This window comes from Streptomyces sp. KR80 (assembly GCF_052245555.1).
Lineage (GTDB): Bacteria > Actinomycetota > Actinomycetes > Streptomycetales > Streptomycetaceae > Streptomyces.
This window is the reverse complement of the sequence record NZ_JBQQCD010000013.1, coordinates 87218-114124: the sequence shown is the minus strand read 5'-3', so window position 1 is coordinate 114124 and position 26907 is coordinate 87218. Positions and strand designations below refer to the sequence as shown.

Genomic DNA, 26907 nt, shown 5'->3' with positions numbered 1-26907 from the left:
GACGATTGGTCTGGACCTATAGGGCGGATTGAAGCGAAGTGACGTGCACCCGTCAAGCCTCCGCGGACGGACCCAGGGCGCGCCGTCTCCTCGCCGCAGACGGGTGTCTGTCGGCTTTCCGACAAAGTGTTACTGGATTCTTACGAGCGGCACCGCGCCATGGCTCCCGGCGCTATACCAGTGCAAGGTCTAGACAACCGCCGGGCGGCATAACGGAGTTGATGGCCGCGGGACAGCCCGCATCCACGACCCGGAGTTCATGGGCGGTTCCCTGACCCCCACGGTGGCGGCGCATCCGCCACCTCAAGGAGGCGCGTGTGAACCTCAGATGGCGAAAGTTCCTTGTTGTCGCCGCGGCGCTCGCCGCTTCGCTGTTCGCGGCGTCACCGGCGCCCGCGACCGCGTCCGCGTCCGCGTCCCAGTCCGCCTCAGGTGTTCAGTCGCAGGCCGTCGACCCGGGCCGTCCGGCCTCGGAGGCGTACCCCTGGATGGCGCGCATCGAGACTGACTACGAGAACAGGTGGTGCAGCGGCGCGCTGATCTCCCCGCGCTGGGTCCTCACCACGGCGAGTTGCATCCACTGGCATGAGGCCCTGGACGTCCACATCGGCAGCAAGGACCTCTACGGTGGCGGCACCGTGGTGCAGGGGTACTGGGAGCTCAAGCACGAGAGTTTCACTGACCCCAGGTTCCACATCGGCGACGACATCGCGCTGGTGAGCCTGGCCAAGCCCGTGTCGGAGAAACCGATCAAGATCGCCGACAGTGCCATGGTCGGTGACATGGTCCGTCGGCTGGGCGCCGTGCACTGTTCCGGCTGTACGGGGAGAGAACTGCGCGAGGTCGACACCAAGCTGCTCGACATCAGCCGGTGCAACAACATCGAACCCGGTGAGGAGCTGTGCTCGACCCTCCCGAGGGACGGGGCCGGGTTCTGCCCCCGTGAATCCGGTGGGCCGCTGGTGGCCAAGGTCGGCACCGAGTGGCGGCTCGTCGGGCTGGCCGCCCGCTACTCCGCGATCAACGGCGACTCATCGGTCTGCGGCGACATCTCGACCAATGTGCCCTACTACCGGGCCTGGGCCGAGGACAAGATGCAGAAGTTCGATGACGCCCATCCCGGCGGTTGACACCGCTGATCCATCAAGGGCGGGGCGGTGCACTCTCGGCGCGGATCGGGAGCGCACCGCCCTCCCCCATTCCTCATTCGTCAGCCGCCCAACCGTGGAAGGTCCGGATGTTGCGAAGGTTCTCCCCCACACTCCGCCTGGCGATGGTGATCGCCATGGTAGGCGCGTTGGCCGCCCTGGCCGCCGTACCTCTGGTCCCCGCTGAGGCGGCGCCCGCCAAGCCGAACGGTGCGAAGGCCGCGGGCGCCGGCGATCAGCCGTACGCGTCGGCCTGGCACCCCAACACGCTGCTGTCCTGGACGCCCGACGGCGACCCGGATTCCCGATTCAACCGCTCCCGGGTGCCCTTGCGGCCGCGGACGGTCGACGCGGGGTTGAAGGCAAACGCGAACGCCCGCGCCGGCGAGGGCCGCGTCGCGTCGCTGGCCGCGTTCGCGCCCACGTCCAAGAATCCGTCCCAGGGTTCGCAGACCGCGGACTACTACGCCTTCGGCTACTGGCAGTACCTGGACACGCTGGTGTTCTGGGGCGGCTCAGCCAGTGAGGGTCTGATCCTCGCCCCGAACCCGACCGTGATCGACGCCGCGCACCGCAACGGCGTGAAGGTCTACGGGACGGTGTTCTTCCCGCCCAACACCTACGGCGGACAGATCAGCTGGGTCCGCGATTTCCTGCAGAAGTCCGGATCGACCTTCCCGGTGGCGGACAAGCTGGTCGACGTGGCCAAGCACTACGGGTTCGACGGGTGGTTCATCAACCAGGAAACAGAGGGCGGCACCACCACGGACGCCACCCGGATGCGCGAGCTCATCAAGTACGCCCGCGGCAAGGGCTCCGTCGATTTCATGTGGTACGACTCGATGACCGAGGACGGCTCGATCCGCTGGCAGCGTGAGCTCAACGCGAAGAACGACGCGTTCCTGGAAGACGGCGGCCGGGTCTCGGACTCCATGTTCCTGGACTTCGATTCTGACGCGGCCCAGCTGGACGCCTCGCGGACGTACGCCCGCTCCATCGGCCGCAGTGAATACGAGCTGTTCGCGGGAGAGAACGTCGGCTACAACTGCGAGGAGGAGGTACCCGACTGGGAGTTCTACTTCCCTGCCGGCAAGCCGCATGTCACGTCGCTGGGCTTCTACCGCCCGGAGTGCACCTGGTCCTTCGCCAAGGGCAACCGAGACCAGTTCTACGCCAGCGACTCCACGTTCTGGGTCGGTCAGAACGGAGACCCGTCCAACACCACCACCACCAAGAAGTGGAAGGGCCTGGCCCAGTACATCGCGGAGGCCACCCCGATCACCGCCAAGCCGTTCGTCACGAGCTTCAACACCGGACACGGCGACGCGTACTACTCGGCCGGCAAGCGGGTGGCGACCGGCGGTTGGAACAACCTGTCCCTGCAGGACGTGCCGCCCACGTACCGGTGGATCGTGCAGTCCTCCGGCAGCAAGCTCAAACCGGCGATGGACTTCTCCGACGCCTACGAAGGCGGCAGCTCGCTGCGTCTGTCCGGCAAGCTGGACGCGACGAACACCGTGCGGCTGTACCAGACCCGGCTACCGGTCACCTCCGATACCCGCCTGTCCGTGGCCGTCAAGACCCAGGCCGCCGGGGCGACCCACCTCAAAGCCGCCGTCGCCTTCACCGACGCGCCGACCACCTTCGTCGAACTGGACCTCGGCTCGACGAGCGGCACCGGCTGGGAGAACAAGACCCTGGACCTGTCCCAGTACGCCGGGAAGACCATCGCCCAGGTCGGGCTGCGTGCCTCGGCGCCTTCCGCCATCCCCTCGTACTCGGTCAACGTCGGCAAGCTCGCGGTGTACGACGGCCAGATCGACGCACCCGGGGCGGCATCCGGCGCGACGGTCCTCGGCGCCACCGATGTCTCGTCCTCGCGCAAGTCGCTGCGTCTGTCGTGGACGGCCCCCTCGGGCCCGGTGCACCACTACGACATCCTCCGGGTCAACCCCGACGGCACCCGCACCTACCTGGGCGGGACGCCCAACGACGCCTACTTCGTGCCGCAACTGGACCGGGTGGGCGACGAAACGACGACGACTCTCGAGGTCGTCGCGGTGTCCCCGGAAGGGGGCAGGGCGTCCGCGGCGACGACGACCGTCTCCTGGACGGGTGCGAGCGAACCTGATGCGCAGTCCAACCTCGCGCTCAAGAAGTCCGCGACCGGGAGCACCGCGTGCAACTCCGCGGAGGAGCCGGAGAAGGCCGTCAACGGTAGCGTCTCGGGCGGCAACAGCGACAAGTGGTGCTCGCTCGCCTCGTCCCAGTGGCTGGAGGTCGACCTGGGATCGGCGCGCTCGCTGACGAAGTTCGTCGTCAAGCACGCGGGCGCGGGCGGTGAATCGACGTCGTGGAACACCCGCGACTTCACCATCCAGGTGCGGTCCTCGGCCTCGGCAGACTGGCAGACCGTGGCCACCGTCACGGGCAACACGGCGTCGGAGACGTCCCACCCGGTGACCGCGGACGCCCGCTACGTCCGGCTCGCGATCACGAAGCCGACCCAGACGACCGACCCGGCGGCCCGTATCTACGAACTCGAGGCCTGGGGCAGGTAACCCGCGGCGTTGGCCGCGGGTCTCGATCAGCCGTCTCGCGGCGACCAGGCGCCCGCCGTCACGCTCGGCCTGCCCCCCGTGACAGGCCGAGCGCGACGGCGACGACCAGGTCGCGCTTGTGGCTGATCGAGACCCGTACCTCGGCCATCCCGAGGTCGGCGGCCCGGTCGGCGGCCACACCCGTGAGCCGGACGACCGGGGCACCCCCGTCCGATCGCAGGATGGCGATCTGACGAGGCCTGACTCCGCACGCCATGCCGGTGCCGAGCGCCTTCAGCACCGCCTCCTTGCCGGCGAAGCGTCCGGCCAGGAACTCCCGGGCACGTTCCGGGCCGAGCCCGTCCGCGGTGGCCAGCTCGGCCTCGTCGTAGGCGAAGGCACGGAACCACGCCCGGTCGAGCAGCCGGTCCAGCTCACCCAGGTAAACGAGGTCGACCCCGATCCACATCAGCGCCCGGCCGCGGCGGTGAACACGGCGAGGTGGCTGCGCCCGGTTCGCGGGTCGCTGTCGCAGAGCACGACCTTCCGGTACGTCCGCTGCCACTCCTGCCAGTTCTCGGACAGCTCCAGCCAGACGCCCGTGCAGTAGCTGCCCGGCGCCGCCCGGTGCACATCCGGACCGTTCGGTACGGCTTCCGACACCCATGAGCCGAGCACGAACAGCGTCCCCTCCTCGTCGGCCTCCCGCCGGAGCGCGGCGGCCGCCGAGGCGTCCGACGTGACCCGGCCCAGCCGCAGCCCCTCCGCTGACGGCGGCTCCGGCCCGAGAACCAGCGCCGCGGCCGAATCGACCAGGGGCGTGTCCTGCACGAGTGGGAAAGGGGTGGGCAGCGTGGTCTGCTCCAGTACGGCCAGCACCACCTCGGTGGCCCGCGACGCACGCCGGTACGCGGCGGCGATCCGCAGGGCGGTGAACGGGCCGGCCAGGCCCTGCTGTCCGATGGCGAAGCTGGTCGCCGCACCACCGAGGCGTGCGGTGAGATACGGGGCCACGGCGGTGAACGGCACCACGTCAGGCAGCGCGTGGGTCACGATCAGCAGCTGTGGCCGGCTCTCCCGGACACCGTCCGCCGCGGCGAGCAGGTCGACCAGCTCGCGGTGGTGGACATGGGCGCCGCGCCGCAGCAGCTCCTCGTCCGGCTTGGCTCCGAACGGACCGAGCAGGTCCTGGAAATAGCCCAGCGCGAGGTCGTCGGCCGGCCCCGTGCCCTTCGGCGAGCGGACCGCGGTGGCGGCCCTCAGTGCGAGCCCGGTCATGCGCCGTCCCCTCCCCTGGCCAGCAGCCCTTCGACGTAGTCGGCGAAGGACCGCACCGTACGCAGGTATTCGATGTCGAGGTCCTCGGGATCGACGGCGATGCCGGTGGTGTCCTCGACCAGCAGCAGCAGTTCGAGAACGGAGGAGGAATCGAGCCGCAGGTCGTCGAAGAGCCTGGTGTCCTCCGTCAACTCGGTGATCTCACGCTCCAGTACCTCGCCGAGCGCCTTCTCGATGGCCGTCAGCACTCCCTCGCGATCCGTCATGAGCCTGTCCTCTTCCGGTGGGTGATGACCATCGCTCCGAAGGTCGCGCCGAGCCCCACCGACACCATCACGTAGTGGGCACCGTCCACCAGGCAGCCCTCGTCGCGCAGGGTCGTGTAGTTGACGAACACGTCCGAGGCGAAGGTGTGGCTGTAGCGTGGCACGTTGTCCAGGAACACCTTCTCCGGCGACACCTCCAGTTCCTTGATGGTCTGCCGCCACGCCAGCATGTTGACGTTGTGCGGGATCACCAGCTCGATGTCGTCGAAGGTCAGTCCGGCCTCGTCGACCGCCTGATGGATGACCTCGGCGATCCGCGAGCCGTACTGCTGCCCGAACTCCGTGCTCTGCTCCGAGGTCAGCTCCAGCCACTGCGCATACTCGCCGAGGGTGCGGGTGACGAAGGAGCGCACCCGGTCTCCGGCCCCATCCAGGGTGACCAGGCACGCCGCTGAGGCGTCGGCCATGATCGCGGTATTGGGCACATGCTGCACGATCGGTGAGTACGCCCGTTCGCCCGTGACCATCAGGGCGTACGCGCCCTCGTCCCCCTCCGCACGCAGCAGCTCACCGACCACGTCGATACCGCCGAGACTGCTCACACACGCCTGCTGGCTGAGGCCGAACGCCTCCGTGCCGGCCAGCCCCAGGTCGTCCCGGACCACCTGGGCGACGTCCACGTCGGCCGGTGCCACCGCCTGGGTGGTGTGGGCATAGACCAGATAGGCCACCCGACCGCCTTCCGGCAGGGCCGACAGCGCGCGCCGAGCAGCGGGCCGCAGCAGGTCGAACAGCCCGAGGTCGGGGTCGAACCGCAGGGTGTCCAGGCCGTAGAACTTACGGAAGACACCCAGTTCGGCGCGGCGCAGACCCAGGTGCTCGCCGAGCTCCTCGATCCGAATGCTGCGCTCGGGCAGGTACGACTCGATCCGCTCGAGTGTGGTGTGGCCGCCCATCAGATGGCAGCGATCTCGGCTCGGATCAGCCAGAGCCGGTTGGCTCCGCGCCGTTCCCTCGGCTGTACCTCGTACGGCCAGCGGCCCTCGCCCGCGCCCGGCTCGCCGGGTTCCTTCAGGCCGGTGACCTTCCAGCTATTGGCCGACAGGAACTCCTCCGGCTCGTCGGTACCGAAGATCCACGGCGTGCCATCGGCCGCGAGGGTTTCCAGGAACGGCTTGGAGAAGGGGCTGCGCAGCAGGGCGCGGCCGAGGATGTCGAGGGCCAGCCGGCTGCCGGGGGCCGAGGCCGAGGCCAGCAGGCGGAGCAACCCCGCGGCCTGTTCCTCGGTGAGGAAGAAGGTCAGCGCTTCGGCCACCCACAGCGTCGGGCGGCTGGGGTCGAATCCGGCCCGCTCCAGGTCGGGAAACCACTCCCCGGTGAGGTCCGCGGAGACCTCGCGCCGGTCGGTGCGCGGTTCGGCGCCAAGGGCGTCGAGCCGACGGCGCTTCTCCTCGATCAGCGGACCGTGGTCCACCTCGTACACCTCGACGCCATCCGGCCAGTCCAGCCGGAAGGCTCGGGTGTCCATGCCGGCCGCGATCAGCACGACCTGCTGGATCTCGCCTTCGGCGAGCACGTCCTGGATGGTGTCGTCGAGGAACTTGGTCCGGATGGAGATGAACGGCAGCAGGCCGCCGCCTTCGTAACGGTCGATCAGGTCGAAGCCCTTGGGCGCCGCCAGATCACGGGCCAGCGGGTCGATATAGAGCGCGTCCTCCCGCTCGGACTCCAGAGCCCGGGCGGCGGCCATCCATTGGGCCGTGTAGGAGACTGCGTGCATGGTCGGGCCCCTTAGGGTCTCAGGCGAAGAACGCTTTTTCGATGGTCGCGAGAGACTGGAAGTCCTCGATGTCGATGGAGTCGAAGTCGATCTCGGTGCCACTGGCGTCCTCGATCGCGTAGACCAGTTCGACGAAGGAGAGCGAGTCGACCAGCCGGCTCTCGATGATGTTGACGTCGGGAGCGAGCTCGGTGCGGTCCGGGTGGCGTCCGAGGATCCAATCCCGGACCTTCTCGATACCTATGGAGTTCATGGGAGTCCCTTCAGGCTTGGTGTTCGGGAGCGTGCGCGGCGGCGGCCGCCACGGCGATGGCGAAACCGCCGTCGTGGCTGATGCTGACGTCGATCGGGCCGAGTCCGGCGCGCTCGGCCAGGTCGGCGGCGCGGCCGCACAGGCGGACCTCGGGCCGGCCTCCGGGGCCGCGCAGGATCTCGGTGCTCAGCCAGGGCAGGGGCTGGCCGGTGGCGGCGAACAGTTTGAAGACCGCTTCCTTGGCGGCGAGCCGTCCGGCGATGCCGGCTGCGTCGGGCGCACCGTCCGCGGTCCGGCAGAGGCTCAGCTCCCGGGCGGTGAGCATCCGGTGCAGGGCGGGGCCGGATTCCGGGACCAGCAGCGCCGGCACCCGGGCGATCGGTACCAGGTCGACGCCGATCCGAGGCGTCGGCGGGGCCGGGCTCGGCTGCGTCATGTCACCGCGTACCGGCGGCGGCGCGGACGGCGGCGAGCGCGGCGGGCAGGTCCCCCTCGTGCTGCTCGGTCAGTACCGCGAGCCAGCGTTCCAGACCGAAGGCCACGCAGGAGGTGAAGGCGTGGGCACCGTCGCCGAGCCGGATGCTGCAGCGCTCGCCGAAGAAGTTGCGGTGCGTATTGACCGAGGCGATGGCCAGATCGCCGTACTGGAACTCGTACTTGACCGGGCTGAGCTTCTGCATCAACGCGCGGGCACCGTCGTTCTGGAAGAACGGGTCGGAGGCCGGGGCTTTGGTGAGGTTCAGTCCGAGCGCCTCGGCGAAGCTCTGGATGCGCCCGGTGAAGTCGGCGAGGACCTGCTGGGTGTGCTCGTAGGTGCCCAGCGCGACGATCTCGCGCATCTGGAAGCTGGCCAGCCGGCGCAACCCGTCGTAGCGGTCCTCGTTGCGGAAGCAGCGATTGACCAGAGTCACCAGGGTGTCGTCAGCGACCTGGCCGCCCTCGTGGTAGAGGTAGGCGCCGTAGCACGTGGCGTGCGGCAGCCCGTAGCGGGCCTCCTTGATCTCGGCCGGGCCGAACCTGGCGTCCACCGGCTTGATCTGCCCGGCGGACAGGTCGAGGGAGCCGGCCACCCAGGCCAGATGGGGGAAGTTGGTGTAGACGTCGAACTTCTCCAGGTCGGCCACCGGATAGAGCGGGGGCGGGCTGATCTCCTCGGCACCGGACGCCAGACCCCATGCCGTGAAGAGCTGGTCCAGCTCCTTGAGCAACCGGGTCGTGTCCGGACCCAGGATGGCCAGCGCGGGCGCACCCTCGCTCCCGGTCAGGCGATTCATCGAATGATCCCCGTCTTCTTCAGAAACCTGGTGGTCTTGCGGAAGGTCCGTTCTTCGGCCTTGGCCCTGGCAGGCGACTCCAGCAGCGACCGGCGCACCTGGTGCGGGCGCTCCAGTCCGGCGTCGCGGTAGACCTGGGGGTGGTAGAGCGACTCGAAGCTGTGGGTCATGTAACGCCGCAGGTACGTGGAGATCTCCGCCAGTTCCTCCGCCGTCGCGGTGCGCTTGACCTCCTCGTAGAGCAGCTGCACCAGTTCGCGGCCGAAGGCGATGTGCCGGGACTCGTCCTGGTGGTGGATGCGGTTGATCGCCCGGATCGTCTCGTTCAGCCGCTCGTCCGCGGCCATCGTGGAGTTGTAGTGGTCGACCAGTTCCTCGAAGATCATGATCCGCGCGAACACCAGCAGGCTCTCCACCTTCGACGACGGGGCGACTGCTTCGGCGCCGGTCGGCTGACGGTAGATCTTCCCGCCGTATCGCAGGCAGAACTCGGCGAAGAACCACATGTGTTCGTTCTCCTCACCGATGAAGTGGTGGAAGAACTGGGACGGTGTCTCGAAGCCCGCGGTGTGAATCCGGTTGACCACTTCGATGAGCAGCTCGCGGATGCCGTGCACATTGAGACTGTAGAAATTGATGCTCTCGTACCGTGACAGCGCGTAGAGCTGTTCCTGGGTGAGTGTGTCGGCCAGTTCCGTGCCGTGGGTGGTGGTGAGTTCAGGGCTCATCCACCACATCTCCTCGGGAAGCCGCTCGGGCCATTCGAAGAGCCGGTACGGGTTGTAGTAGTCCTCAATCGACATCGTGGTGAGGCGGCCCAGTATCCCCTGGAACCGCTCATTGCGGTCAATCACATCGCTGACCATCGAGCGACGCCCTCCGTTCGCTTCAGGGGGTTCCGTCTAACGTGAACATAGAGTGGCGCCGAGCGGGCTCTCAATGCCCGAAAGCGGCCTGGCCGCGACCGGACAGCACCCGAGCCGCGGCTGTCCAGGAGCCCGAATCGGCCGCCTCGCCGGGCCGTCACCGTCGCGATGTGGCGTACTCCACCGCCTGTCTGTGCAGCTCAGCAGGGGAGATGCCGGGACCGGGCGACACCCGTGCCAGCCGAGCAACGACCGGCGGTCCCGTGCCCGCCTGGTCCTTCCAGGGCATGGAATCGGCCAACAAAGACGACTGCGGAGCGAGGCATTCCGGAGGCCGCAGAAGTGGACCAGTGGTGCGCGGGCAGCTCCGAGCGGCAGCGGGATCCCGGCAGCGGCCGAGCCCGTCGCCGCTGCTTTCCCTTGACGGCGCGGCCTCCTTTCCAGGGGCCGCGGATCGGGGTTGCGCGGGACGTGAGTCAGCGGGTCTCCCCTCCCATCTCACGCGCCATCGACCACCGTTCCGGAAATGACGTACCGCCATTCGATTCACCATACAGGCGGTCTTCACCGAGTATCCATGATGGCGCCCGAGACAAGGACGTCTTCAACCGGCACCGAGGAGCTGGAACACGCGACTGCAGCGCGGGATGGACATCACGACCCATCGGCCATGGCGGTGCGGCTCCCATGAATTCGGGCCGGCGCCACGTACCGTATGGGCCGAGGAATCCGGTGCACCATCCAGGGCCGGGGCGGACAGCCATCTGCCGCGTGTGGCACGGAGGATGACGCCAGGGCGCGTCACGCGTCGAATGCCGACCACGCCGATGCCGGCGAGCGCCGTCGACTCGGCCACGACCGGCCCCGGGTCCGGCGAGGCCGGGAAAGATCAGAGTCAGTTCCCAAACCCCTCACCATCCGCTACGGTCGGTGCCGTTAAAGCGCTTACGGGGAGGCGACTTGCGATATTGCAGGCACCGATGGGCAAAGTCGTTGAGGATTCACACAAGACTCCGACGGCCGGTGTCATGAACCCGGGTCGGGTCGCCGCCCCCGCGATCCCCACGGCCGCCCTTTATGCAACGTTGTTGCAATCTGACGGCTCGCCCGATTCCCGCCCGAATCGCCTCGACCACCGCTCGACCATGCGGTAGCCACCTCTGATTGGGGAAGCATCCCATGCCAGAAAACCCTTCAGCGGACATGCCGCCTCCGCACGGCAGCACGGAGAGTGCAACAGCAGCCCTGGGGCGGCAGATTCAGTCGTTACGCAAGCGGGCCCACATGAGCCAGCAGGAGCTCGCGGCGAAGTCAGGCCTGAGCACCAGGGCGCTGCGGGACATCGAGCGGGGCCGGGTGCAACGGCCGCAGTTGCGCACGCTCCAGCGCCTGACGGGGGCTCTTGATTTGGCCGATGCCGAAGTGAGCGAAATCCACGCCGCCGCGCGCGAGAGCGCGCGCGAGAAATCGGTCAGAAGCATCAGCAAACCGCAGTTCCTCATTCTCGGCACGCTCTCGGTACAGCGCGGAGAGCATCCCGTACCCATCACCAGGCCCATGCTGCGTCGATTACTCGCGCTGCTGGCGCTCAAACACCCGGGCCCCGCCACGCATCAGGAGATCGTGGACACGCTATGGCCGTCAGGACCGCCCAAATCGTATGCCAGCCTGATTCACACCTATGTCAGTCAGTTGCGTCAGCTGCTCGAATCCGAGCAGGCCCAGGGGAACTCCACACCCAGTGTGGAGCTCATCCCCAGCGGATATCTGCTGCGGGCCGACAGAAATCAGACCGACCTGGGGCGCTTCGACGAATTGGTGGCCCGAGCGAAAAGGGCGCACAGTTCATCCGATCCGGAGACCGCGTACGAATCGCTGACCCGTGCACTGCGGTACTGGCGTGGACCGGTTCTCGCCGATGTCGACCCCATGCTGCGACAGCATCCGACAGCTGTCGCCGCTGCCGAACGACGGGTCGAAGCGGCACTGCTGCACGCCGATCTCGCTCTGCAATTGGGGCGGCCGGAACAGGCGGTGCGGGTGCTGTGGGGCATGGCCAGCGACGAGCCGTTACATGAAGGGGTCCATGCTCGTCTCATCCTCACCCTGGCCAGTTGTGGAGAGCAGGCCGCGGCCCTGAACGTCTTCAGCAGCTTCCGGGAGAGGCTCGACGAACAGTTGGGCATCGCGCCGAGCGAGGAGATTCGCGAGGCCCATATCCGCGTCCTACGGCAGGAGATACCCCGCCCCGAGCGGACCGGCTTCGAACCGCCCGTGCATATCGTGGCCAGGCCCGCGCAGCTGCCGTCCGACACCTCGGCGTACGTGGGGCGCAGTCTGCAGCTCCAGGAGTTGGACAGCCTGTTGTCCCCCGATCGAACCGAGCAGACTCCGGTCGTGACGATCGTCGGTCCGCCCGGTGTCGGCAAGACCGCCTTCGCGCTCCACTGGGCGCACGCCCAACGACACCACTTCGACGACGGCCAGCTGTTCGTGAATCTCCGCGGCCATTCGCCGCAACCGGCGCTCCGCCCACTCGATGTCCTGGCGCGTTTTCTGCGCGCACTCGGAGCTCCGCCCGATCAAGTGCCGTCCAGCGAGGAGGAAGCGGCCGCCATGTTCCGCACGCTCCTCGCCGACAAGCGCATGCTGATCGTGCTGGACAACGCGAGCGATGTCGATCAGGTCCGGCCCCTGATTCCGGGTCACGGGAACAGCTGTGTCGTCATCACCAGCCGGATCAGGCTCTCCGGACTCGTTGCCAGCGATGGCGCTTACCATCTCGGTCTCGATGTGCTCAGCCCGCATGAGGCCCATGCGCTGCTGAGCCGCATCGTCGACGACGACCGGGTCACGGCGGAGCCGGATGCCGTGGTCACACTGGCACGACTCTGCGGGTGGCTGCCACTTGCGATTCGGATCGCCGCGGCCAACCTGATCGCGCACCGGAACACCACCATCGCGGAGTACTGCGCCGAGTTGGTCGGGGACAACCTGCTCAGTGGGCTGCAGGTGGAAGGGGACGAACGCTCGACGATCCGGGCGGCCTTCGAACTGTCCTATCTCGCCCTGCCGGAGTCGGCGCGGCGCATGTTCCGGCTCCTCAGCCTGATGCCCGGGGCGGACATCACAGCTCAGGGAGCGGCGGCGCTCATCGGTGCGACCTCCTTCGAGGCGAGCAGGCTGCTGCGGCGGCTGGCCGATGCCCATCTGATCCAGGAACAGGCACCCGGGCGCTTCGCCATGCACGATCTACTGCGCTCCTATGCCCGGGAGCTGGTCGACGGTGAAGAGGTGGAGTCGGCACGGGGCAGGCTTCTCGCCTGGTACGTGCGCAACACGGAGTCCGCGGCACGACTGCTGTATCCCGAAGAGCTGTCTCTCCAGTCCGGGTCGTACCCCGAAGAATCGGACCGGCCGAGCGTCGCGGACAGCGCCCAGGCGTCGGACTGGCTCGAGAGCGAACGGGAGAATCTGGTCAGTACCGTCATGTACGCATCGAAGACCGGGGCTCACCAGGTCGCTTGGCGACTGGCCGAAGCGCTGCACGGCTTCCTCTCGTTGGGCATGTACACCGCGGACTGCCTCTCCGTCGCAAGCACGGGACTGTCCGCCGCGAGGGCGGACGGCGATCTGCGCGCCCAGTCCGCCGCGCAGTTGAGGCGGGCCGACTGTCACTGGGTCCAGGGATTCAACATGCACGCCCAGGAACTGTTCGCCGACGCCCTGGCGCTGGCCAAGAAGGCCAACTGGCTCAATGGCCAGGCCATGGCCCTGCGCAGAATCGGCGCGGCACACCAGGAGAACGGCGCCATGCGGAAGGCCTCCGACTTCCTCTCGCAGGCCCGCGACCTCACCAAGCAGGCCAAGGGGGCGGGCGCAGCTGACGACGTCATGAACCTCGGGCTGATCTGCTGGAAGCTCGGCCGACTGCACGAGGCCGTCGGTCACTACTCCCACGCGGCCCGTCTCTTCCAGAGCATGGGGTCGCCCGGTGGTGAAGCCATCTCGCAAACCAATCTGGGGATCGTCTATCGCGCCCTGGGGCGCCCCCGGGAGGCGATCCAGGTGATGAGCGAATCCCTGCGGGTCCACGCGCGGAACGGCAACAAGACGAGCGAAACCGTGGCCCTGAGCTGTCTGTCCTCGGCCCACTCGGACCGCGGCGATCACACCTCGGGACTGCGCCTCGCCCGGGCCGCCCTCGATGCCGCTCAGGCGCTGCGGAACCGAAGGCTCGAAGCGAACGCCTTCTTCTCGATGGGGGCCGCACAGGAGAGAGCGGCCGAACTCAGCAGCGCCGCCGACAGCTACAAGCGTGCACTCCATCTCGCGGAGGTGGTGAACGACCGCTATCCGCAGGTCTACGCGCTCATCGGACTCGCCACGATGCAGCTGCGCCTCGGCGATCCCCAGAAGGCTCTCGCCACCGTGAACCGTGCCATCACCATCGCCCGTGCAGCCGAGTTCCGGGTGCTCGAGGCCTCCGCGTTGAACGTGCTCGCCTGTGTGCAGGTGCAGCTCGGTGAGGAACGACTCGCGATGGACGACGCGTTGAAGGCACTGAACCGGCACCGCGAGACCGGCCACCGGCCCGGTGAGGCGAGAAGCCATCTGGTGCTCGGCCGTGCGCACGCGGCGACGGGCGCGGAGATCGCGGCCTTCGGGCACTGGCGCAAGGCGTTGCTGCTCTTCCGCGACATGGGCATGCCCGGGTTCGACGACATCCGACCGCGCCGGGCCCTCGCTGCTCCCGGGGGAGGTGCTTCCTGACCCTCACGACTTCCGGAGGAGAGATTGCGCTTTCTGCCGCCTGCGTCCGGCGGTCGTCGGGCGACGTGACATCGTGGCAGGTCAGCGGGTTTCGCGAGCGGCAGTCCCAGCGTGAAAGCAGTTCTCGCGCCTATGGTCCGGCTGTAGCGTCGCGGCTACCTCGCCGCCGTATCGTGCTCTACGAAAGGTACGGACCGCAGAAGCGTGTAGCGCCTCCCAGCACGTACACCAGCTTGCGCACCACCTTAGGGGGAAAACGTGGAGATCACTTGCGCCACCCGACCAGGAGACATGGTCAATGAGGACTTCGTCGCCGCAGGGGGGCACTTCGCTGTGGTGCTGGACGGGGCGACGCCCGAACCCGACGTGGACAACGGTTGTGGCCACAGTGTGCGTTGGCTGGTCAAGACCCTCGGCAGTCATCTGGTCGCCGGCCTGATCGAGCACGAGGACGCGCCACTGCCCGACGTGCTCCACACGGCCATCAGCACGGTGATCGCCGCGCACGCCGACGAGTGCGACCTCGACAACCCCAGGAGCCCGTCGGCGACCGTCGCCGTACTCCGGGAACGCGGCGACTACGTGGACCACCTTGTCCTGGGGGACTCGGCGGTGGTCATTCAGTTCTCCGACGGGACCGTCCATGTCGTCATGGACAACCGCATCCATGGGTTCCCCGACAGGTCATGGGCGGACCTCCGGCATCTGCGCAACGTCGACGGGGGCTTCTGGGTCGCGGGAAACAGTCCGGCGGCAGCCGGCAACGCGCTCACCGGTACCTGCCTCGCCAAGGACGTCATCCAGGCGTGCCTGATGACTGACGGCGCCTACCGGCTGGTGGAGCGGTACGACTGGAGCTGGCAGGAACTGCTGGACTGTCTCGGCAGCGACGGGGCGGAGGCCCTCATCGCGAAGACCCGCACTGCCGAGTCCGGTACGCGGGCCGGAACATTCTCCGGGAAGCACCACGATGACGCGTCCGTCGCTCTGTGCGTGCTCACCGGCACGAGTACGCCGAACTGACGTAGGCGGCTCCAGGGCCCTCCACCTCCCCGGTGGAGCGGTCCCGTCCACCCTCCGCAGCTTCGGCGAAGACTTCCGCGGACGAGCACGGCCGGACGTCCCACTCCACTCCCACGCCCCTCCCGCCGCACGACCTCGGCCCCTGACGCGACACCGCGACACCGCCCAGAGGCCGGCCCCATTGAACCCACCACTTCTCGAGGTGACCCATTGCCACAGCTCACGGTGCCCTTCTCCGGCAAAGTCAGCCGTTCAGGGCCGCTCTCCTTCGGTCATGCCAATATCGTGCGCTCCATCAGCGTCGACGAGGACCCGACCCGGCTCAACCTGGCCATGGTCTTCGACGCTCCGGCGGACGGCGGTCTCGACCGCATCGCGGAGCAGCTGCGCGGTCTGTTGGAGCGCCATGAGGCGCTCCGCACCACCTATCGCCTCACCACTCCCCCGACCCAGCAGGTCGCAGCCGAGGGCGAACTCGTCGTCGAGGTGATCGAGTCGGCGGAGGACCCGCTGGAGACCGCCGAGCGCACCGCCCGCCGGCTGCGGTCCCTGGTCTTCGACTTGGAGTCCCAACTCCCGCTCCGCGTCGCGGTGGTGACCTCTGACGGCGTCCCCCGCCATCTGGTCTGGGTGGTCACCCACGCCGCGATGGACGTGGCTGCCTGCGAGCTTCTGCACACCGAGTGGGCCGCCCTGTCAGCCGGCCGCCCGCTGCCGCCGCCCGCCGCGCTGGAACCCATCGACGTGGTCGATCTGGAGCAGACCTCCTCCGTCAAACGGCTCGGGGAGAGCGCCGTCCGCTACTGGGAGTCCCAGCTGCGCCGCGTACCGCAGGCCATGTTCACCCCCTCGGCCCGCTCCACTCCCGCCAAGTCCGACTGGCTCCATGCCGGACTGAACATCCGGTCCCGCACCGCGCCCGCCCACCTGGAGACGATCGCCGAGCGGACCGGGGCGAGCGCCTCGGCCGTCGCACTCGCCGCGCTGACCGTGCTGGTCGGCCACCGTACGGGCCACCGCACCGTGGTCACCACATCGCTTTCCGGCAACCGCGTGCTACGCAAACTCCGGGACTTCTTCGGCTCGTTGGCCCAGGACGCGCTGCTCCCGGTGGAACTCGCCGAGCTGTCCGGGTTCGACGACGCGGTGCGCCAGGTCCGCTCCGCCGGCTTGCCCGCCTACCGGCACAGCTGGTTCGACCCCACCGCCATCTGGCAGGTCATCAACGGCGTGAGTGCCCAACGCGGCATCTCCTTCGCCCGCGACCTGGTCTTCAACGACATGAGCACGCTCGCCACCGCCGTCGGCTCCCCCGACCAGTCCGCCCGGAGCCGACTGCCCGCTGTGTGGATCCCCGGCCATCAGTCCGCCCCGGTGGAGGACCCGGAGTTCGGCGGCAGCATCACCTGGCTGCCGGCCGAGGACATCCCGTGCCGGTTCTTCGCCTGCCTCTACCGGCTGGAGGAGGAGTTCGAGCTGACCCTCTGGGTCGACCCGCAGATCCTGCCCAGGGACGAGGCGGAGAAGTTCGGCCGGGCCATGCTCCGCCTGCTGCGCGCCGCCGCCGAGGCCGACCTGCCGCTCAAGGATCTGACCTCGCTGACCACCCTGCCTCCGGTCGCCCGGGGCGACGGCTGGTACTTCAGTGACAACTCCTGGGTGGAACTCGACGCCGTACGTGACCTGCTGGACGACATCCTCGGCGGGGTTCCCCAGCTGGTCACCGCCGTCCCGGACGAAGACCTCGGCCACCGCCTGGTCTGCCACCTGGCTGCACCGGCCGACCCCGAGAAAGTCCACGAGCGCGCCCTGGCGGCCCTCCCCGGGCAGGTCACCGCCATCGCCCCGCACACCTATCTGGTCCACGACGCGCCACCGGACGGCGACGGCGTCGCGGACCCGGACGCCTGGGCCGCCCGCCCGGTCCTCGCCGAATCCACCGGACGCCCCCAAGGACGTGACGACGCGTGAGCTCCGACACCGATCTTCGTACCGACGATTCCCCGGCCGAGGAGTCCACCCCGTCGGCACCGCTGTGGACCGTCAACTTCCGCCTGTACTTCGGTGCCCGGACCGGGTCGCTGCTGGGCGACGCGATGCTGCCCGTCGCCCTGTCCGTCGGTGTCCTCGACGCCGGATACGGCACCGCGGGAGTCGGCTACGCGCTCGGCGCCTGGATGGCCGCGCTCGCGCTGTGCATGCTGTTCGGCGGGGTGCTCGCCGACCGGTTCACGCCCCGGCGCATGATGGTGCTGGCGGACCTCCTCCGCCTCCTCATCCAGGGCGTCATGGCCGTCGCGTTCGCTCTCGGCGCGCCTCCCCTCTGGGGAATCGTCGCGCTGCAGTTCATCAGCGGTATGGCCACGGCCATGTTCCAGCCCGGGGTGGCGAGTCTGGTGCCCCAGGTCGCGAAGGACGTGCAGCGGGCCAACGGGGTCCTGCGGATGGCGGAGTCGGTGGCCGGCGTGCTGGGCCCGGCTCTGGCCGGTCTCCTGGTCAGCGTCTCCGGGGCGAGCACTGTGTTCGCCATCTACGCCGCGACGTACGCGATCAGCGCCGGCTGCCTGTTCGGCCTGCGGCTGTCCACGACGGAGAAGTCCGGTGATGGCGAGTCCTTCCTGCGCCAACTCCTGGGCGGTTGGCAGGAGTTCCGTTCCCGGACCTGGCTGTGGGGCGTGATCTCGGTCTTCCTGCTGTACGGCTGCTTCGTGGCCGGTGTCAGCCTCCCGGTCGGGGCCGACCTCGTCGTCGGCGACCTCGGATCCACCGCGTATGGCATCGGCATGGCGGCCTTCGGCGGCGGCGGCGTGATCGGTGGTGCCCTGGCCATCCGGGTCCGCCGGAGCCGACCGCTCGCCGTCGGCTCCATCGGCTGGGCGCTGTTCGCGCTGTACCCGATCGTCCCGGCCCTGCGGCCGAACGTCGTTCTCCTCGCGATCGGCTGGGGCGTGGCCGGCATCGGCCTCGCCTTCTGGGCTGTCATCTGGGCGACCACTGTGCAGACCCAGATCCCCGCGGAACTGCTGAACCGGGTGTACGCCTATGACGTCGCCGGCTCGTTGCTCTCCATGGCCCTGGGCCGCTCACTGGCCGGCCCACTGGCCTCGTTGACCGGGCAGCGACCGCTGATGGTACTCGCCACCGTGCTTGGACTCTGCTGCAGCGGACTACTGCTGGCTGTGCCCGCCATCAGGCGGCTGCGCGCCGTGACGACCGATGGGAAGAGCGCCGAGGCCGAACAGAGGAGCGGATGATGGATACCGTGACCCAGACCAAGCTGCCGGAGCTGCCCCGCACCGGCGAGGTGGACGAGTTCGTCGTCCAGGTCTATGAACGCACACTCGGCGGCCGTGGCGGCACGCCGTCCGCGATCGCTCGTGAGCTCGGCGTGCCCCTGCAACGCGCCGAGGAGGCACTCGGTGTGCTCCGCGACCTCCGGCTGGTCAAGGACGCGGCGGGCAGCCGAGGCGAGTTGGTCGCCGTCAGCCCCGAGGCGGCCCAGATGGAGCTGCTCGTCCCGTTGGAGCGGGCGATCCACGACAACCACCGCCGACTCGCCGGCGTCAAGGGTCAGTTGCTGTCCTTCATGGACACCTTCAACAACACCCGGCGGGCCCGGCCCGGCCGCGAGGCCATCGTGGTCACCGACGACCAGAGCGAGATCCACTTACGGATCATGGAGGCGGCGCAGCACTGCACCACCGAGGTACTGGTCATGCAGCCCTGCGTGGCCCAGGAGTCTCCCGAACTGCGGCACGCCCGCCCGCTCGTGGTGGAGGCCCTGCAGCGCGGCGCCCGCGCCCGCGTCCTCTATCCGCACACCGGCCGCGGCGACGCCAACACTCGCTCCCACGTCCGTGATCTCACCGACGCGGGCGGGCAGGTGCGCACCTCCCGGGAGATTCACGCCCGCTTCCTCGTCTTCGACCGTGAGGTCGCCTTCGTCCCGACGGGTGACGGCACCGAGGACGAGGCCGGCGTCGCCGTCGTGTACGAGCCTGCTCTGGCGGGCTTTCTCGCGAGCATCCACGACCGGGTCTGGCAGTCCGCGTTCAACTTCGAGCCGGGTACGGCCGGATACGCCGACGCCTTGGACGACCTGAAGTCCACCATCCTGGAACTGCTCGCCTCCGGCATCAAGGATGAGGTGATCGCCCGCCGGGTCGGCATGTCCGAGCGTTCCTTCCGCCGCCACATCGCGGCGATCATGCAGGACCTCGCCGCCGACAGCCGATTCCAGGCCGGTGTCCTGGCCGCTCAGAGTGGACTGATTCGTTCCGCCCACGCCCTCGCCTCCGACGGCGGTCCGCACAGCGACGGGAGGCCCACATGAGCCGATACGCGCACCTCGCCTACACCCCGAATGTCCGCGAGGTACAGCACGAGATGGGCAGCGGCGCCGTGGCCGGCCGCCGTCTCGCCCACCCGGCTGACCACGCGGAACCGCTCACCGCCGTCGAGGCCGCGTTCATTCGCGGCCTCGACGGCTTTCTGATCGCCACGGTCGGCGAGACCGGCTGGCCGTACATCCAGTTCCGTGGCGGGCCGCCCGGTTTCGTCCATGTCCTCGACGAGTGGACGCTGGCGTACGCCGACGTCCGGGGGAACCGGCAGTACATCACCATGGGCAATCTGCGCGGTGACGACCGGGTCGCCCTCTTCTTCCTCGACCAGGCCCGGCAGTCCCGCCTCAAGCTCTACGGTCACGCCGAGTCCATCCCCGCCGCCGAGGCACCCGAACTCGCCGAGCGTCTCTCCCCCTCACGTACCGGGGGCAGGGTCGAGCGCCTGGTGACCATCCGGGTCGAGGCATTCGACTGGAACTGCCACCGGCACATCACGCCGCGCTTCAGCGAGCCGGAGCTCGCCGAGGCACTCGCTCCCCTCCGTGACCGCCTCGCCCGCCTGGAGAAGGAGAATGCGGCCCTCCGCGCACAACTCGATGGTTTACGGGGCGCCTGACCGCCCGTCGACCGCCGCACTCCACCTCTGCTTCGGAACGCGGCGGAGAACTCTTGCCCCGAACAACCCAAAGAACAGACGAAACGGCCCGACGGAAGAACCGCCGGGCCGTTGTTTCATGGCCGGAAATCAGCCCGCCCGACGGTGGGAGAGCAGCCAGTCGTAGACCTCCGGATTGTCGTAGGTCCGGGTCCACGAATCGTGTCCGACGCCGGGATAGCGGGTGAATCGCACCGAGCCGCCGGCTTCCTTCAGTGCGGCCTCCATCTGCTCGGTGTGCTTGATGGAAATGTTGCTGTCCTCCTCCCCGTGGAATGTCCACACGGGGACTGTGCCGATACGCGGGGCGGCCTCGGGCATCCATGCGCCACAGATGGGAACGATGGCTGCGAAACGACCCGGATATCGTGCGGAAATCGCCCAGGTCCCGGCACCGCCCATGCTGAGCCCCGTGACGTAAACCCGGTCTTCGTCGATCCGGTGTTTCCCGGTCACCTCGTCGAGCAGTTCCGACACTCCGGTGAGCTCACATGCCCAGGTGCTGTAGGACGGACATTGCGGAGCCAACATGACGAACGGTAGTTCCGCTCCGTCCGCAACCTGCTTGACCGGACCGTGGGCGGTGAGCACAGAAGGGTCTTCGCCACGCTCCGACGCGCCGTGCAGAAACAGCATCAGCGGCCACTTCTTCGCTTCATCGGCCTGGTATTCACTCGGCAGATAAAGAACGTAGGGCAGGTTGTTTCCCGCGCTGTCGACCCTGAACGTATGCGTCTGCAGAGTGGTGGACACGAAGCACCTGCCTCGGATAGGGGAGAATTTTTCGAGTCCTCAGCATCCCGTTCACAGCTGGCGTTGTCAATGGAGCCAAGACCGACCGCTGGTGACGCCCTATGAGAACTTCCGCGGGAGAGGTTACGAAAACTGCCGGTTGCTTCGGCAGGGAAGTCTGGACAGCCGCATTCGCACAGCTCACAGGCGGTTTACCGGGCTCCGCCGGACGTACTGAAGTCATCATGCGGCTATAGCCAGTTTATGGAACAGAATCAACCGCGGCTGACTACTGTTCCCGGCATGAGCACGTGCCCGCCGGGGGCCACTCGCCATACGTGATTCGATGCATTCAGCTGCCACGGGGAGCGGTGATGGTTCATGCCAGAATTGGACTCAAGGCCAATCGGCAGCAACCTGGATCAGGTCAGGATCAGCGGTGCCGTCATGGGCCACCCACGACGGCAGGAGTCGGCGAAGGCCCTCATCGCACAGGCGCCTGACGGGCTGCTGCAGCTCGCCCTCGACCCAGATCCCGACGGCCCGCCGACTGCCCTGCGCAGTGCGATGACGGCCTGGTCGGCGGTGACTTCCGAGGCGACGCATCATCTTGTGCTCCAGGACGACGCCGTGCCGTGCGCGGGGTTCTTCGATCGGGTGCACGAGATCGTCCGCGCGGCGCCGGATGCGGCCCTCGCGTTCTTCACGTCCTGGAACTCCCGGAATGGCGCCGCCGTGCGCATGGGGGCGCTGCTCGGCGCGCGGTGGGTCGAGGCGACGCGTGAGTACACGCCGACCGTGGCACTGGTGCTGCCCGCGAGACTGGCGAGTGGATTCGCCGACTACGCCCGCCGGCATGCCGACGGCTGGCCCGACGACGTGGTCATGCAGCGCTATCTGAGGGCGCATCGGGTGCCGACCTACCTCACCGTGCCGAATCTCGTCGAGCACGACGACTTCCCTAGTGTGGCGGGGAACGATCACCACGGTCTCAGGCGTGCCGCCTGTTACGGGGAAGCGCCGCGCGGCGCCGATTGGCGGCTCAGCAGCGGCCTGGCGGACATCGACACCGTCCCCTTCTTCAAGCACGGCATGGCGCAGTGCGCGCTCCGCTACGGCGACGACGGCCGGTGGACGACGGTGGACAGCGAACGATACTGCGGCCGCCTGAACTTCGACCTCGACAGATTTCGGAAGCAGTTGCACTACACGGCCAGTGAGTCGGCCACGCTGATGGCGAAGCTCGCGCCCCTCCGCCCCAAGGCGCTGGAGGCGCTCTGGATCACGGCCGGCCTCACCGGCTTTCTCGCCCAGCGCGCCGGAGGGGAGCCGGGCCACGGAAGCGTCGGCGAACACGACCGCCTCACCGACGCGGCGATCGGCACCATCGGCCCGGGCGGACTGTGCGGAGAGGTGGGCGCGATCAGTCTCTCCCGGTTCCACGACGCGCTCGCCGAGCTCACCCGTACGGGTGTGGAACTAGGCGCCGCCGCCCATCATGACGCATCCGCCCACGCGACGAACTCTGCGCCCGCCATCGCCCAGGAGAGGAAGCGTGGCGCCAAGGGCCGCCTGGTGATCACCGGGGTGAAAGGAGGCCTGGCCCGCTATGTGGCGCAAGACCTCGCCCATCAGGACTACGACGTCGCCCTGCTCACGGGCGACCGGGAAGGCCTGCCCGGTGTCACCCTCCCTGCTTCGACGCTGCGCTCGGCGGCGGAACTCAGGCAGGCACTGCGCAGCGCGGAATCGATCATCCATATCGGAGCGATGGCTGACGCGCGGCACGTCCTGGCGTTGGCGGAACGGGACATCGGCCACCTGGTGTGTGTCGAGACCGGTGACGACGGCACGGACGAGCCTGCGCCGACCCGCCCCGGAAGCCCGACCCGCCCCGGAACGCAGCCGGCGACGACCGTGCTACGGACCGGTGTGCCCTACGGACCTGGCATTCTCCATGGCAACTCCTTGATGACCACCTTTGTCGAGAACGCGCTCTTACGACGACCCATCAGACTCGAGTCCCCTGCTCCCGATCCCCTTCAGTACATCCACGCGAGCGACATCTGCCGGGCGATCGAGCGAGTGCTGCTCCTCAGGAGATCCGGTCTCTTTGAGATCTGCAATGCGGATGTCATGAGCGCACGCGACCTCGCCGAAGCGGTCTGCGAAGCGGTGCGGCCCGTTCCGGTCGACGTGGCCGACCAGCCGACGACACGCGATGCCCGCCGGGCGCGGATGACGGCAGACAAGGCCAGGGCCGAACTCGGCTGGCAGCCGGTCGTCACGTTCCATGAAGGCTTGTGGTCCTTCGCCCAGTGGCTGGCCTACGAGGCGGATCCGTACGCCTTGTGAAGGACTGGGCAGTGGACAGATCTTGTGACTTCCTCCCCAATTGGACTATACCTATCAGGCGCCTCGGCCATCCGGAGCCCGGCCGAGAGCGCGGGACGGTCCGGCTTCAATGTGACCGCGGTGGACCGGCGGAGCCCGGGAAACCGCATGAGCCCGCAGAAGGCGAGAACGTAAGCATGGGATCCGCTTCAGACGTCACCCGCCGTGATGCGATCAGGCGCGCCCTGGCCGCCGGACTGATCGCCGCCCCCGCGGCGACGTTCCTCAGTTCCTGCGCCGTGGCAAGCAGCGGCCAGCGCAAAGTCGAGAAGGGCGAGAAGAGTGAAAGGAACCCGTTCGGCGTGAATGGATCGGCAGACCTGGAAGTCGTCCTGTTCGACGGCGGTCTTGGTGTCCAGTACGTCAAGGACGCCGCGGCCGAGTATCGGAAGAGCTTTCCCAAGGCGAAGGTCGAACACACCGTTACGCAGGACATCCAGTCGCTGCTGCAGCCGCGGTTCGTCGGCGGCAATCCGCCGGATCTGATCGACAACACCGGTGCCAAGTCCCTCGCGACGGCGACGCTGGCGAGCAAGGGCCAGTTGACGGACTTAAGGGCGCTCCTGGACGCGCCGTCCTATGACGATCCGGGGAAGTCCGTCGCTGACACCCTGATACCCGGCGTCGTGGCAAAGGGGAAGTACGGCGGTAAGGAGGTCTGGGCGCTGAACTACGCCTACACCGCCTTCGGCGTCTGGTACTCCAAGTCCACGCTGGAGAAGCACGGTTGGCAGTACCCCAAGACCTGGGACGAGATGCTCGGGCTCTGCGCCGAAGCGAAGAAGAAGGGCATCGCGGGCTGGACCTACGCGGGCAAGTACCCGTACTACCTCCAGTGGACGCTGTACCCGTTCATGACCAAGATCGGTGGCGCCGACGTCATCAAGGCGATCGACAACCTCGAACCGAACGCGTGGCACCACGACGCGGTGAAGAAGGCGTTCGAGGCGTACTACGAGCTGGTCGCCAAGGGCTATGTCCTCAAGGGCACCCCGGGCCTCGATCACACCCAGTCGCAGACCGAGTGGACCAAAGGCAAGGCGCTGTTCGTGCCCAACGGCACCTGGGTGGAGAACGAGACCAAGGACACCACGCCGCCCGGCTTCGAGATGACCGTCGCCCCGCCATCCGGTCTGGACAGCTCGGACGCGATGCCTTTCGAGACCATCTGGGCCCAGGCCGGCGAGGCATTCGTCGTCCCCAAGGACGCCAAGAACCCGCAAGGCGGTATGGAGTTGCTGCGCATCATGCTCAGCAAGAAGTCGGCACAGAACTTCGCCAGGCTCACGTCCTCGCTGACCACGGTGAAGGATGCCGTGGAAGGGATGAAACTGCCGTCCGGACTCGCCTCGGCCAGTGCGATGGTCACCGCGGCGGGGAAGCACATCATCGCCCCCCGCACGGACTGGTACCAGACGCTGAACCGGGAAGAGATCGCCGGACACATCGGCGAGATGATGGCGGGCCGGATCAAGCCGGCCGAGGCGATCGCGAAGATCCAGAAAGCCGCCGACGCAACGGCGAAGGATGACTCGATCAAGAAGTACCGGCATCCGTGACCCTGGTCATCAGCGCGACAACGTAGCGGAACGGAGCAGGCGGGATGACGGACGACTCTCCGGCGGCTGGGGGGAAGCGAGCCATGAGCGTCGCACGGCACAGGGGCAGCGCGGGATTCACGTCGTCCAGGCACTACCGGACGTTTCTCAAGTACCGAGCCATCGTGGGATTCCTCGCGCTGCCGCTCGCCCTGTACGCGGTCTTCGTCATCTCGCCCTATCTCCAGGCGTTCTCCTACTCCTTCACGGACTGGTCCGGGCTCAGCTCGGACATGAATGTCATCGGTCTCCGTAACTACCAGCGGTTACTGGACGATCCGTTGTTCTGGACGGCCCTGTGGCACAACGTCATTCTGCTGCTGGCCCTGCCCGTTCTGGTCCTGGGGCTGGGACTCTTCTTCGCCTTCATGCTCAATGTCGGCGGCCGCGGCACCGGGACGGACGCAGTCGGCGGAGTGCGCGGGGCGCACGTCTTCAAGGTGATCTACTTCTTTCCCCAGGTGCTGTCCGTCGCGATCATCGCGGTGTTGTGGCAGTACGTCTACGCGCCCCGGGGAGGACTGCTCAACGGGGTCCTGGATGCGGTCGGCCTGGCCTCCTGGGAGCAGGACTGGCTCGGCGATCCGCGCCTCGCCCTCATCTGCGTGATCGGCGTGATGACCTGGACGAGCGTCGGATTCTTCGTCGTTCTCTTCTCCGCCGCCATGGCCTCGATCCCGGGCGAGATCTACGAGGCCGCGCTGCTGGACGGCGCGAACCGGATGGCGACCTTCTTCCGGATCACGCTCCCCCTGCTGTGGGACACCGTCCGCACCGGATGGATCTACATGGGCATCATCGCGCTGGACGGATCGTTCGCGGTCGTCCACATCATGACGGTCAATCAGGGTGGACCCGACCACTCCACCCTCGTACTGACGGTGTACCTGTACAACAAGGCGTTCCGCGACGGGCAGGCCGGATACGCTGCGGGCGTCGGTGTCGCCCTCCTGATCGTCACTCTGGTCTTCGCAGCGGTCGTCATGCGACTCGGTCGGCGCGAGCGGCTCGAGTTCGCATGAGGGCCCGGAAGGAACGCAGGTCATGAGCGCTCAGATGCAGCTCACCGATTCCGCTGTCGACGCGCCCAGGGACGAGACGCCGGTGCGCCGCCGGTCTCCGAACGGCACACCGGGGCGCGCCGGGTCAGGTGAGGGCGGCAGGTTCTTCAACGCCTTCTCCCACGGCTTTCTCATCCTGTGGAGCATCATGGCTGCGGGCCCGCTGCTCTGGGCGGCCATGACCTCACTGAAAAAATCCGGGGACATCCTCGAGAGCCCCTGGTCCTTGCCGCTCTCGCCGCATCTGCCGAACTTCGTCGACGCCTGGACCACGGCCCACATCGGCCAGTACTTCCTCAACACCCTGATCATCGTGGGCGGCTCGCTGACGGGCACCATGCTGCTGTCGTCGATGGCCGCCTATGCACTGGCCCGGTTCGAGTTCCCGGGCAACCGGTTCATCTACTTCCTGTTCATCGCCGGGATGTGCTGTCCCGTGGTGCTGGCCCTGGTGCCGCTCTTCTTCGTGCTGAAGAACATGATGCTGCTCAACACCTTCCACGGCCTCATCCTGGTCTACATCGCCTACTCGCTGCCGTTCTCGGTCTTCTTCTTGACGTCGTTCTTCCGGTCGCTGCCGTCCTCGGTGGCCGAGGCGGCGATGATCGACGGGGCCTCGCACCTGCGTATCCTCTTCCAGGTGATGCTGCCCATGGCCAAGCCGGGTTTGATCAGCATCGGTATGTTCAACTTCCTCGGCCAGTGGAACCAGTATCTGATCCCGCAGGTGCTCAACCCGGACCAGGAGAGGTTCGTCCTGCCCCAGGGCCTGGCAATGCTCGCGGTGAACCAGGGGTACAAAGGGGATTGGGGCGCGCTGTTCGCGGGCCTGATCCTCGCGACGATCCCCCTTCTGGTCTTCTATCTCCTCTTTCAGAAGCAGGTGCAAGCCGGTCTTACGGCCGGTGCCCTGAAGTAGG

At 67.8% G+C, this 26907-nt stretch carries 22 protein-coding genes; 12 read left to right on the top strand and 10 right to left on the bottom strand.

Going from position 1 to position 26907, the window contains the following annotated elements; translation table 11 throughout:
• Positions 1 to 317: 317 nt before the first annotated feature.
• Both ACTWQI_RS19445 and ACTWQI_RS19440 read left to right on the top strand, forming a co-directional pair.
• Positions 318 to 1130 (top strand): S1 family peptidase, encoded by an 813-nt coding sequence (locus ACTWQI_RS19445; protein ID WP_443272083.1) that lies wholly within the window; start codon positions 318 to 320, stop codon positions 1128 to 1130.
• A 155-nt stretch (positions 1131 to 1285) separates the two neighbouring features.
• Positions 1286 to 3709, top strand: a complete 2424-nt coding sequence (locus ACTWQI_RS19440) for an endo-beta-N-acetylglucosaminidase (RefSeq protein ID WP_443272080.1) — start codon at positions 1286 to 1288, stop codon at positions 3707 to 3709.
• 58 nt (positions 3710 to 3767) lie between these two features.
• Here ACTWQI_RS19440 and ACTWQI_RS19435 read toward each other — a convergent pair whose 3' ends face one another.
• Genes ACTWQI_RS19435 through ACTWQI_RS19395 form a run of 9 tightly spaced genes read right to left on the bottom strand, consistent with a single transcriptional unit; the run spans position 3768 to position 9405 of the window.
• On the bottom strand, positions 3768 to 4157 hold the full coding sequence (locus ACTWQI_RS19435; RefSeq protein WP_443272077.1) for a holo-ACP synthase: 390 nt from the start codon (positions 4155 to 4157) through the stop codon (positions 3768 to 3770).
• Entirely contained in the window at positions 4157 to 4966 is an 810-nt protein-coding gene (locus ACTWQI_RS19430; RefSeq protein ID WP_443272075.1) for a hypothetical protein, read from the bottom strand. The genes ACTWQI_RS19435 and ACTWQI_RS19430 overlap by 1 nt, the downstream gene beginning before the upstream one ends.
• Positions 4963 to 5232, bottom strand: a complete 270-nt coding sequence (locus tag ACTWQI_RS19425; protein WP_443272073.1) for a phosphopantetheine-binding protein — start codon at positions 5230 to 5232, stop codon at positions 4963 to 4965. The genes ACTWQI_RS19430 and ACTWQI_RS19425 overlap by 4 nt, the downstream gene beginning before the upstream one ends.
• Positions 5229 to 6188, bottom strand: a complete 960-nt coding sequence (locus tag ACTWQI_RS19420) for a 3-oxoacyl-[acyl-carrier-protein] synthase III C-terminal domain-containing protein (protein WP_443272072.1) — start codon at positions 6186 to 6188, stop codon at positions 5229 to 5231. Before ACTWQI_RS19420 ends, ACTWQI_RS19425 begins: the two co-directional genes overlap by 4 nt.
• The gene (locus tag ACTWQI_RS19415; RefSeq protein ID WP_443272070.1) at positions 6188 to 7012 is read right to left on the bottom strand and encodes a class I SAM-dependent methyltransferase; all 825 of its coding nucleotides are present in this window, start codon (positions 7010 to 7012) and stop codon (positions 6188 to 6190) included. Before ACTWQI_RS19415 ends, ACTWQI_RS19420 begins: the two co-directional genes overlap by 1 nt.
• Positions 7013 to 7031: 19 nt before the next feature.
• Positions 7032 to 7265, bottom strand: coding sequence for an acyl carrier protein (locus ACTWQI_RS19410; protein ID WP_443272068.1), 234 nt, complete (start codon positions 7263 to 7265; stop codon positions 7032 to 7034).
• Positions 7266 to 7275: 10 nt separating this feature from the next.
• Entirely contained in the window at positions 7276 to 7701 is a 426-nt protein-coding gene (locus tag ACTWQI_RS19405) for a holo-ACP synthase (RefSeq protein WP_443272066.1), read from the bottom strand.
• A gap of 1 nt (position 7702) precedes the next feature.
• A complete protein-coding gene (locus ACTWQI_RS19400) occupies positions 7703 to 8539 on the bottom strand; it encodes a hypothetical protein (RefSeq protein ID WP_443272064.1) in 837 nt (278 codons plus the stop codon).
• A complete protein-coding gene (locus ACTWQI_RS19395) occupies positions 8536 to 9405 on the bottom strand; it encodes a diiron oxygenase (RefSeq protein WP_443272063.1) in 870 nt (289 codons plus the stop codon). The genes ACTWQI_RS19400 and ACTWQI_RS19395 overlap by 4 nt, the downstream gene beginning before the upstream one ends.
• Before the next feature lie 1179 nt (positions 9406 to 10584).
• Here ACTWQI_RS19395 and ACTWQI_RS19390 point away from each other — a divergent pair.
• The 6 genes from ACTWQI_RS19390 to ACTWQI_RS19365 all read left to right on the top strand — a co-directional run bounded on the left by ACTWQI_RS19390 (position 10585) and on the right by ACTWQI_RS19365 (position 20163).
• A complete protein-coding gene (locus ACTWQI_RS19390; protein ID WP_443272061.1) occupies positions 10585 to 14178 on the top strand; it encodes a BTAD domain-containing putative transcriptional regulator in 3594 nt (1197 codons plus the stop codon).
• 291 nt (positions 14179 to 14469) lie between these two features.
• Positions 14470 to 15201, top strand: coding sequence for a protein phosphatase 2C domain-containing protein (locus ACTWQI_RS19385; RefSeq protein WP_443272059.1), 732 nt, complete (start codon positions 14470 to 14472; stop codon positions 15199 to 15201).
• 285 nt (positions 15202 to 15486) lie between these two features.
• Entirely contained in the window at positions 15487 to 17172 is a 1686-nt protein-coding gene (locus ACTWQI_RS19380; protein ID WP_443272057.1) for a condensation domain-containing protein, read from the top strand.
• Complete coding sequence (locus tag ACTWQI_RS19375) at positions 17169 to 18455, top strand: MFS transporter (RefSeq protein WP_443272055.1); 1287 nt, start codon at positions 17169 to 17171, stop codon at positions 18453 to 18455. Before ACTWQI_RS19380 ends, ACTWQI_RS19375 begins: the two co-directional genes overlap by 4 nt.
• Entirely contained in the window at positions 18455 to 19534 is a 1080-nt protein-coding gene (locus tag ACTWQI_RS19370) for a LuxR family transcriptional regulator (RefSeq protein WP_443272054.1), read from the top strand. The genes ACTWQI_RS19375 and ACTWQI_RS19370 overlap by 1 nt, the downstream gene beginning before the upstream one ends.
• A complete protein-coding gene (locus ACTWQI_RS19365) occupies positions 19531 to 20163 on the top strand; it encodes a pyridoxamine 5'-phosphate oxidase family protein (RefSeq protein WP_443272052.1) in 633 nt (210 codons plus the stop codon). The genes ACTWQI_RS19370 and ACTWQI_RS19365 overlap by 4 nt, the downstream gene beginning before the upstream one ends.
• 129 nt (positions 20164 to 20292) lie before the next feature.
• Here ACTWQI_RS19365 and ACTWQI_RS19360 read toward each other — a convergent pair whose 3' ends face one another.
• On the bottom strand, positions 20293 to 20955 hold the full coding sequence (locus ACTWQI_RS19360) for a dienelactone hydrolase family protein (RefSeq protein WP_443272050.1): 663 nt from the start codon (positions 20953 to 20955) through the stop codon (positions 20293 to 20295).
• Positions 20956 to 21315: 360 nt separating this feature from the next.
• Here ACTWQI_RS19360 and ACTWQI_RS19355 point away from each other — a divergent pair, with 360 nt between their 5' ends.
• The 4 genes from ACTWQI_RS19355 (at position 21316) to ACTWQI_RS19340 (ending at position 26906) form a co-directional block, all read left to right on the top strand.
• On the top strand, positions 21316 to 23289 hold the full coding sequence (locus ACTWQI_RS19355; protein ID WP_443272047.1) for a hypothetical protein: 1974 nt from the start codon (positions 21316 to 21318) through the stop codon (positions 23287 to 23289).
• 176 nt (positions 23290 to 23465) lie between these two features.
• Positions 23466 to 24887, top strand: coding sequence for an N-acetylglucosamine/diacetylchitobiose ABC transporter substrate-binding protein (gene ngcE, locus ACTWQI_RS19350; protein ID WP_443272045.1), 1422 nt, complete (start codon positions 23466 to 23468; stop codon positions 24885 to 24887).
• An 83-nt stretch (positions 24888 to 24970) separates the two neighbouring features.
• Complete coding sequence (locus tag ACTWQI_RS19345) at positions 24971 to 25948, top strand: carbohydrate ABC transporter permease (protein ID WP_443272044.1); 978 nt, start codon at positions 24971 to 24973, stop codon at positions 25946 to 25948.
• 34 nt (positions 25949 to 25982) lie between these two features.
• Positions 25983 to 26906 (top strand): carbohydrate ABC transporter permease, encoded by a 924-nt coding sequence (locus ACTWQI_RS19340; protein ID WP_443272192.1) that lies wholly within the window; start codon positions 25983 to 25985, stop codon positions 26904 to 26906.
• The last annotated feature ends 1 nt before the right edge of the window (position 26907 follow it).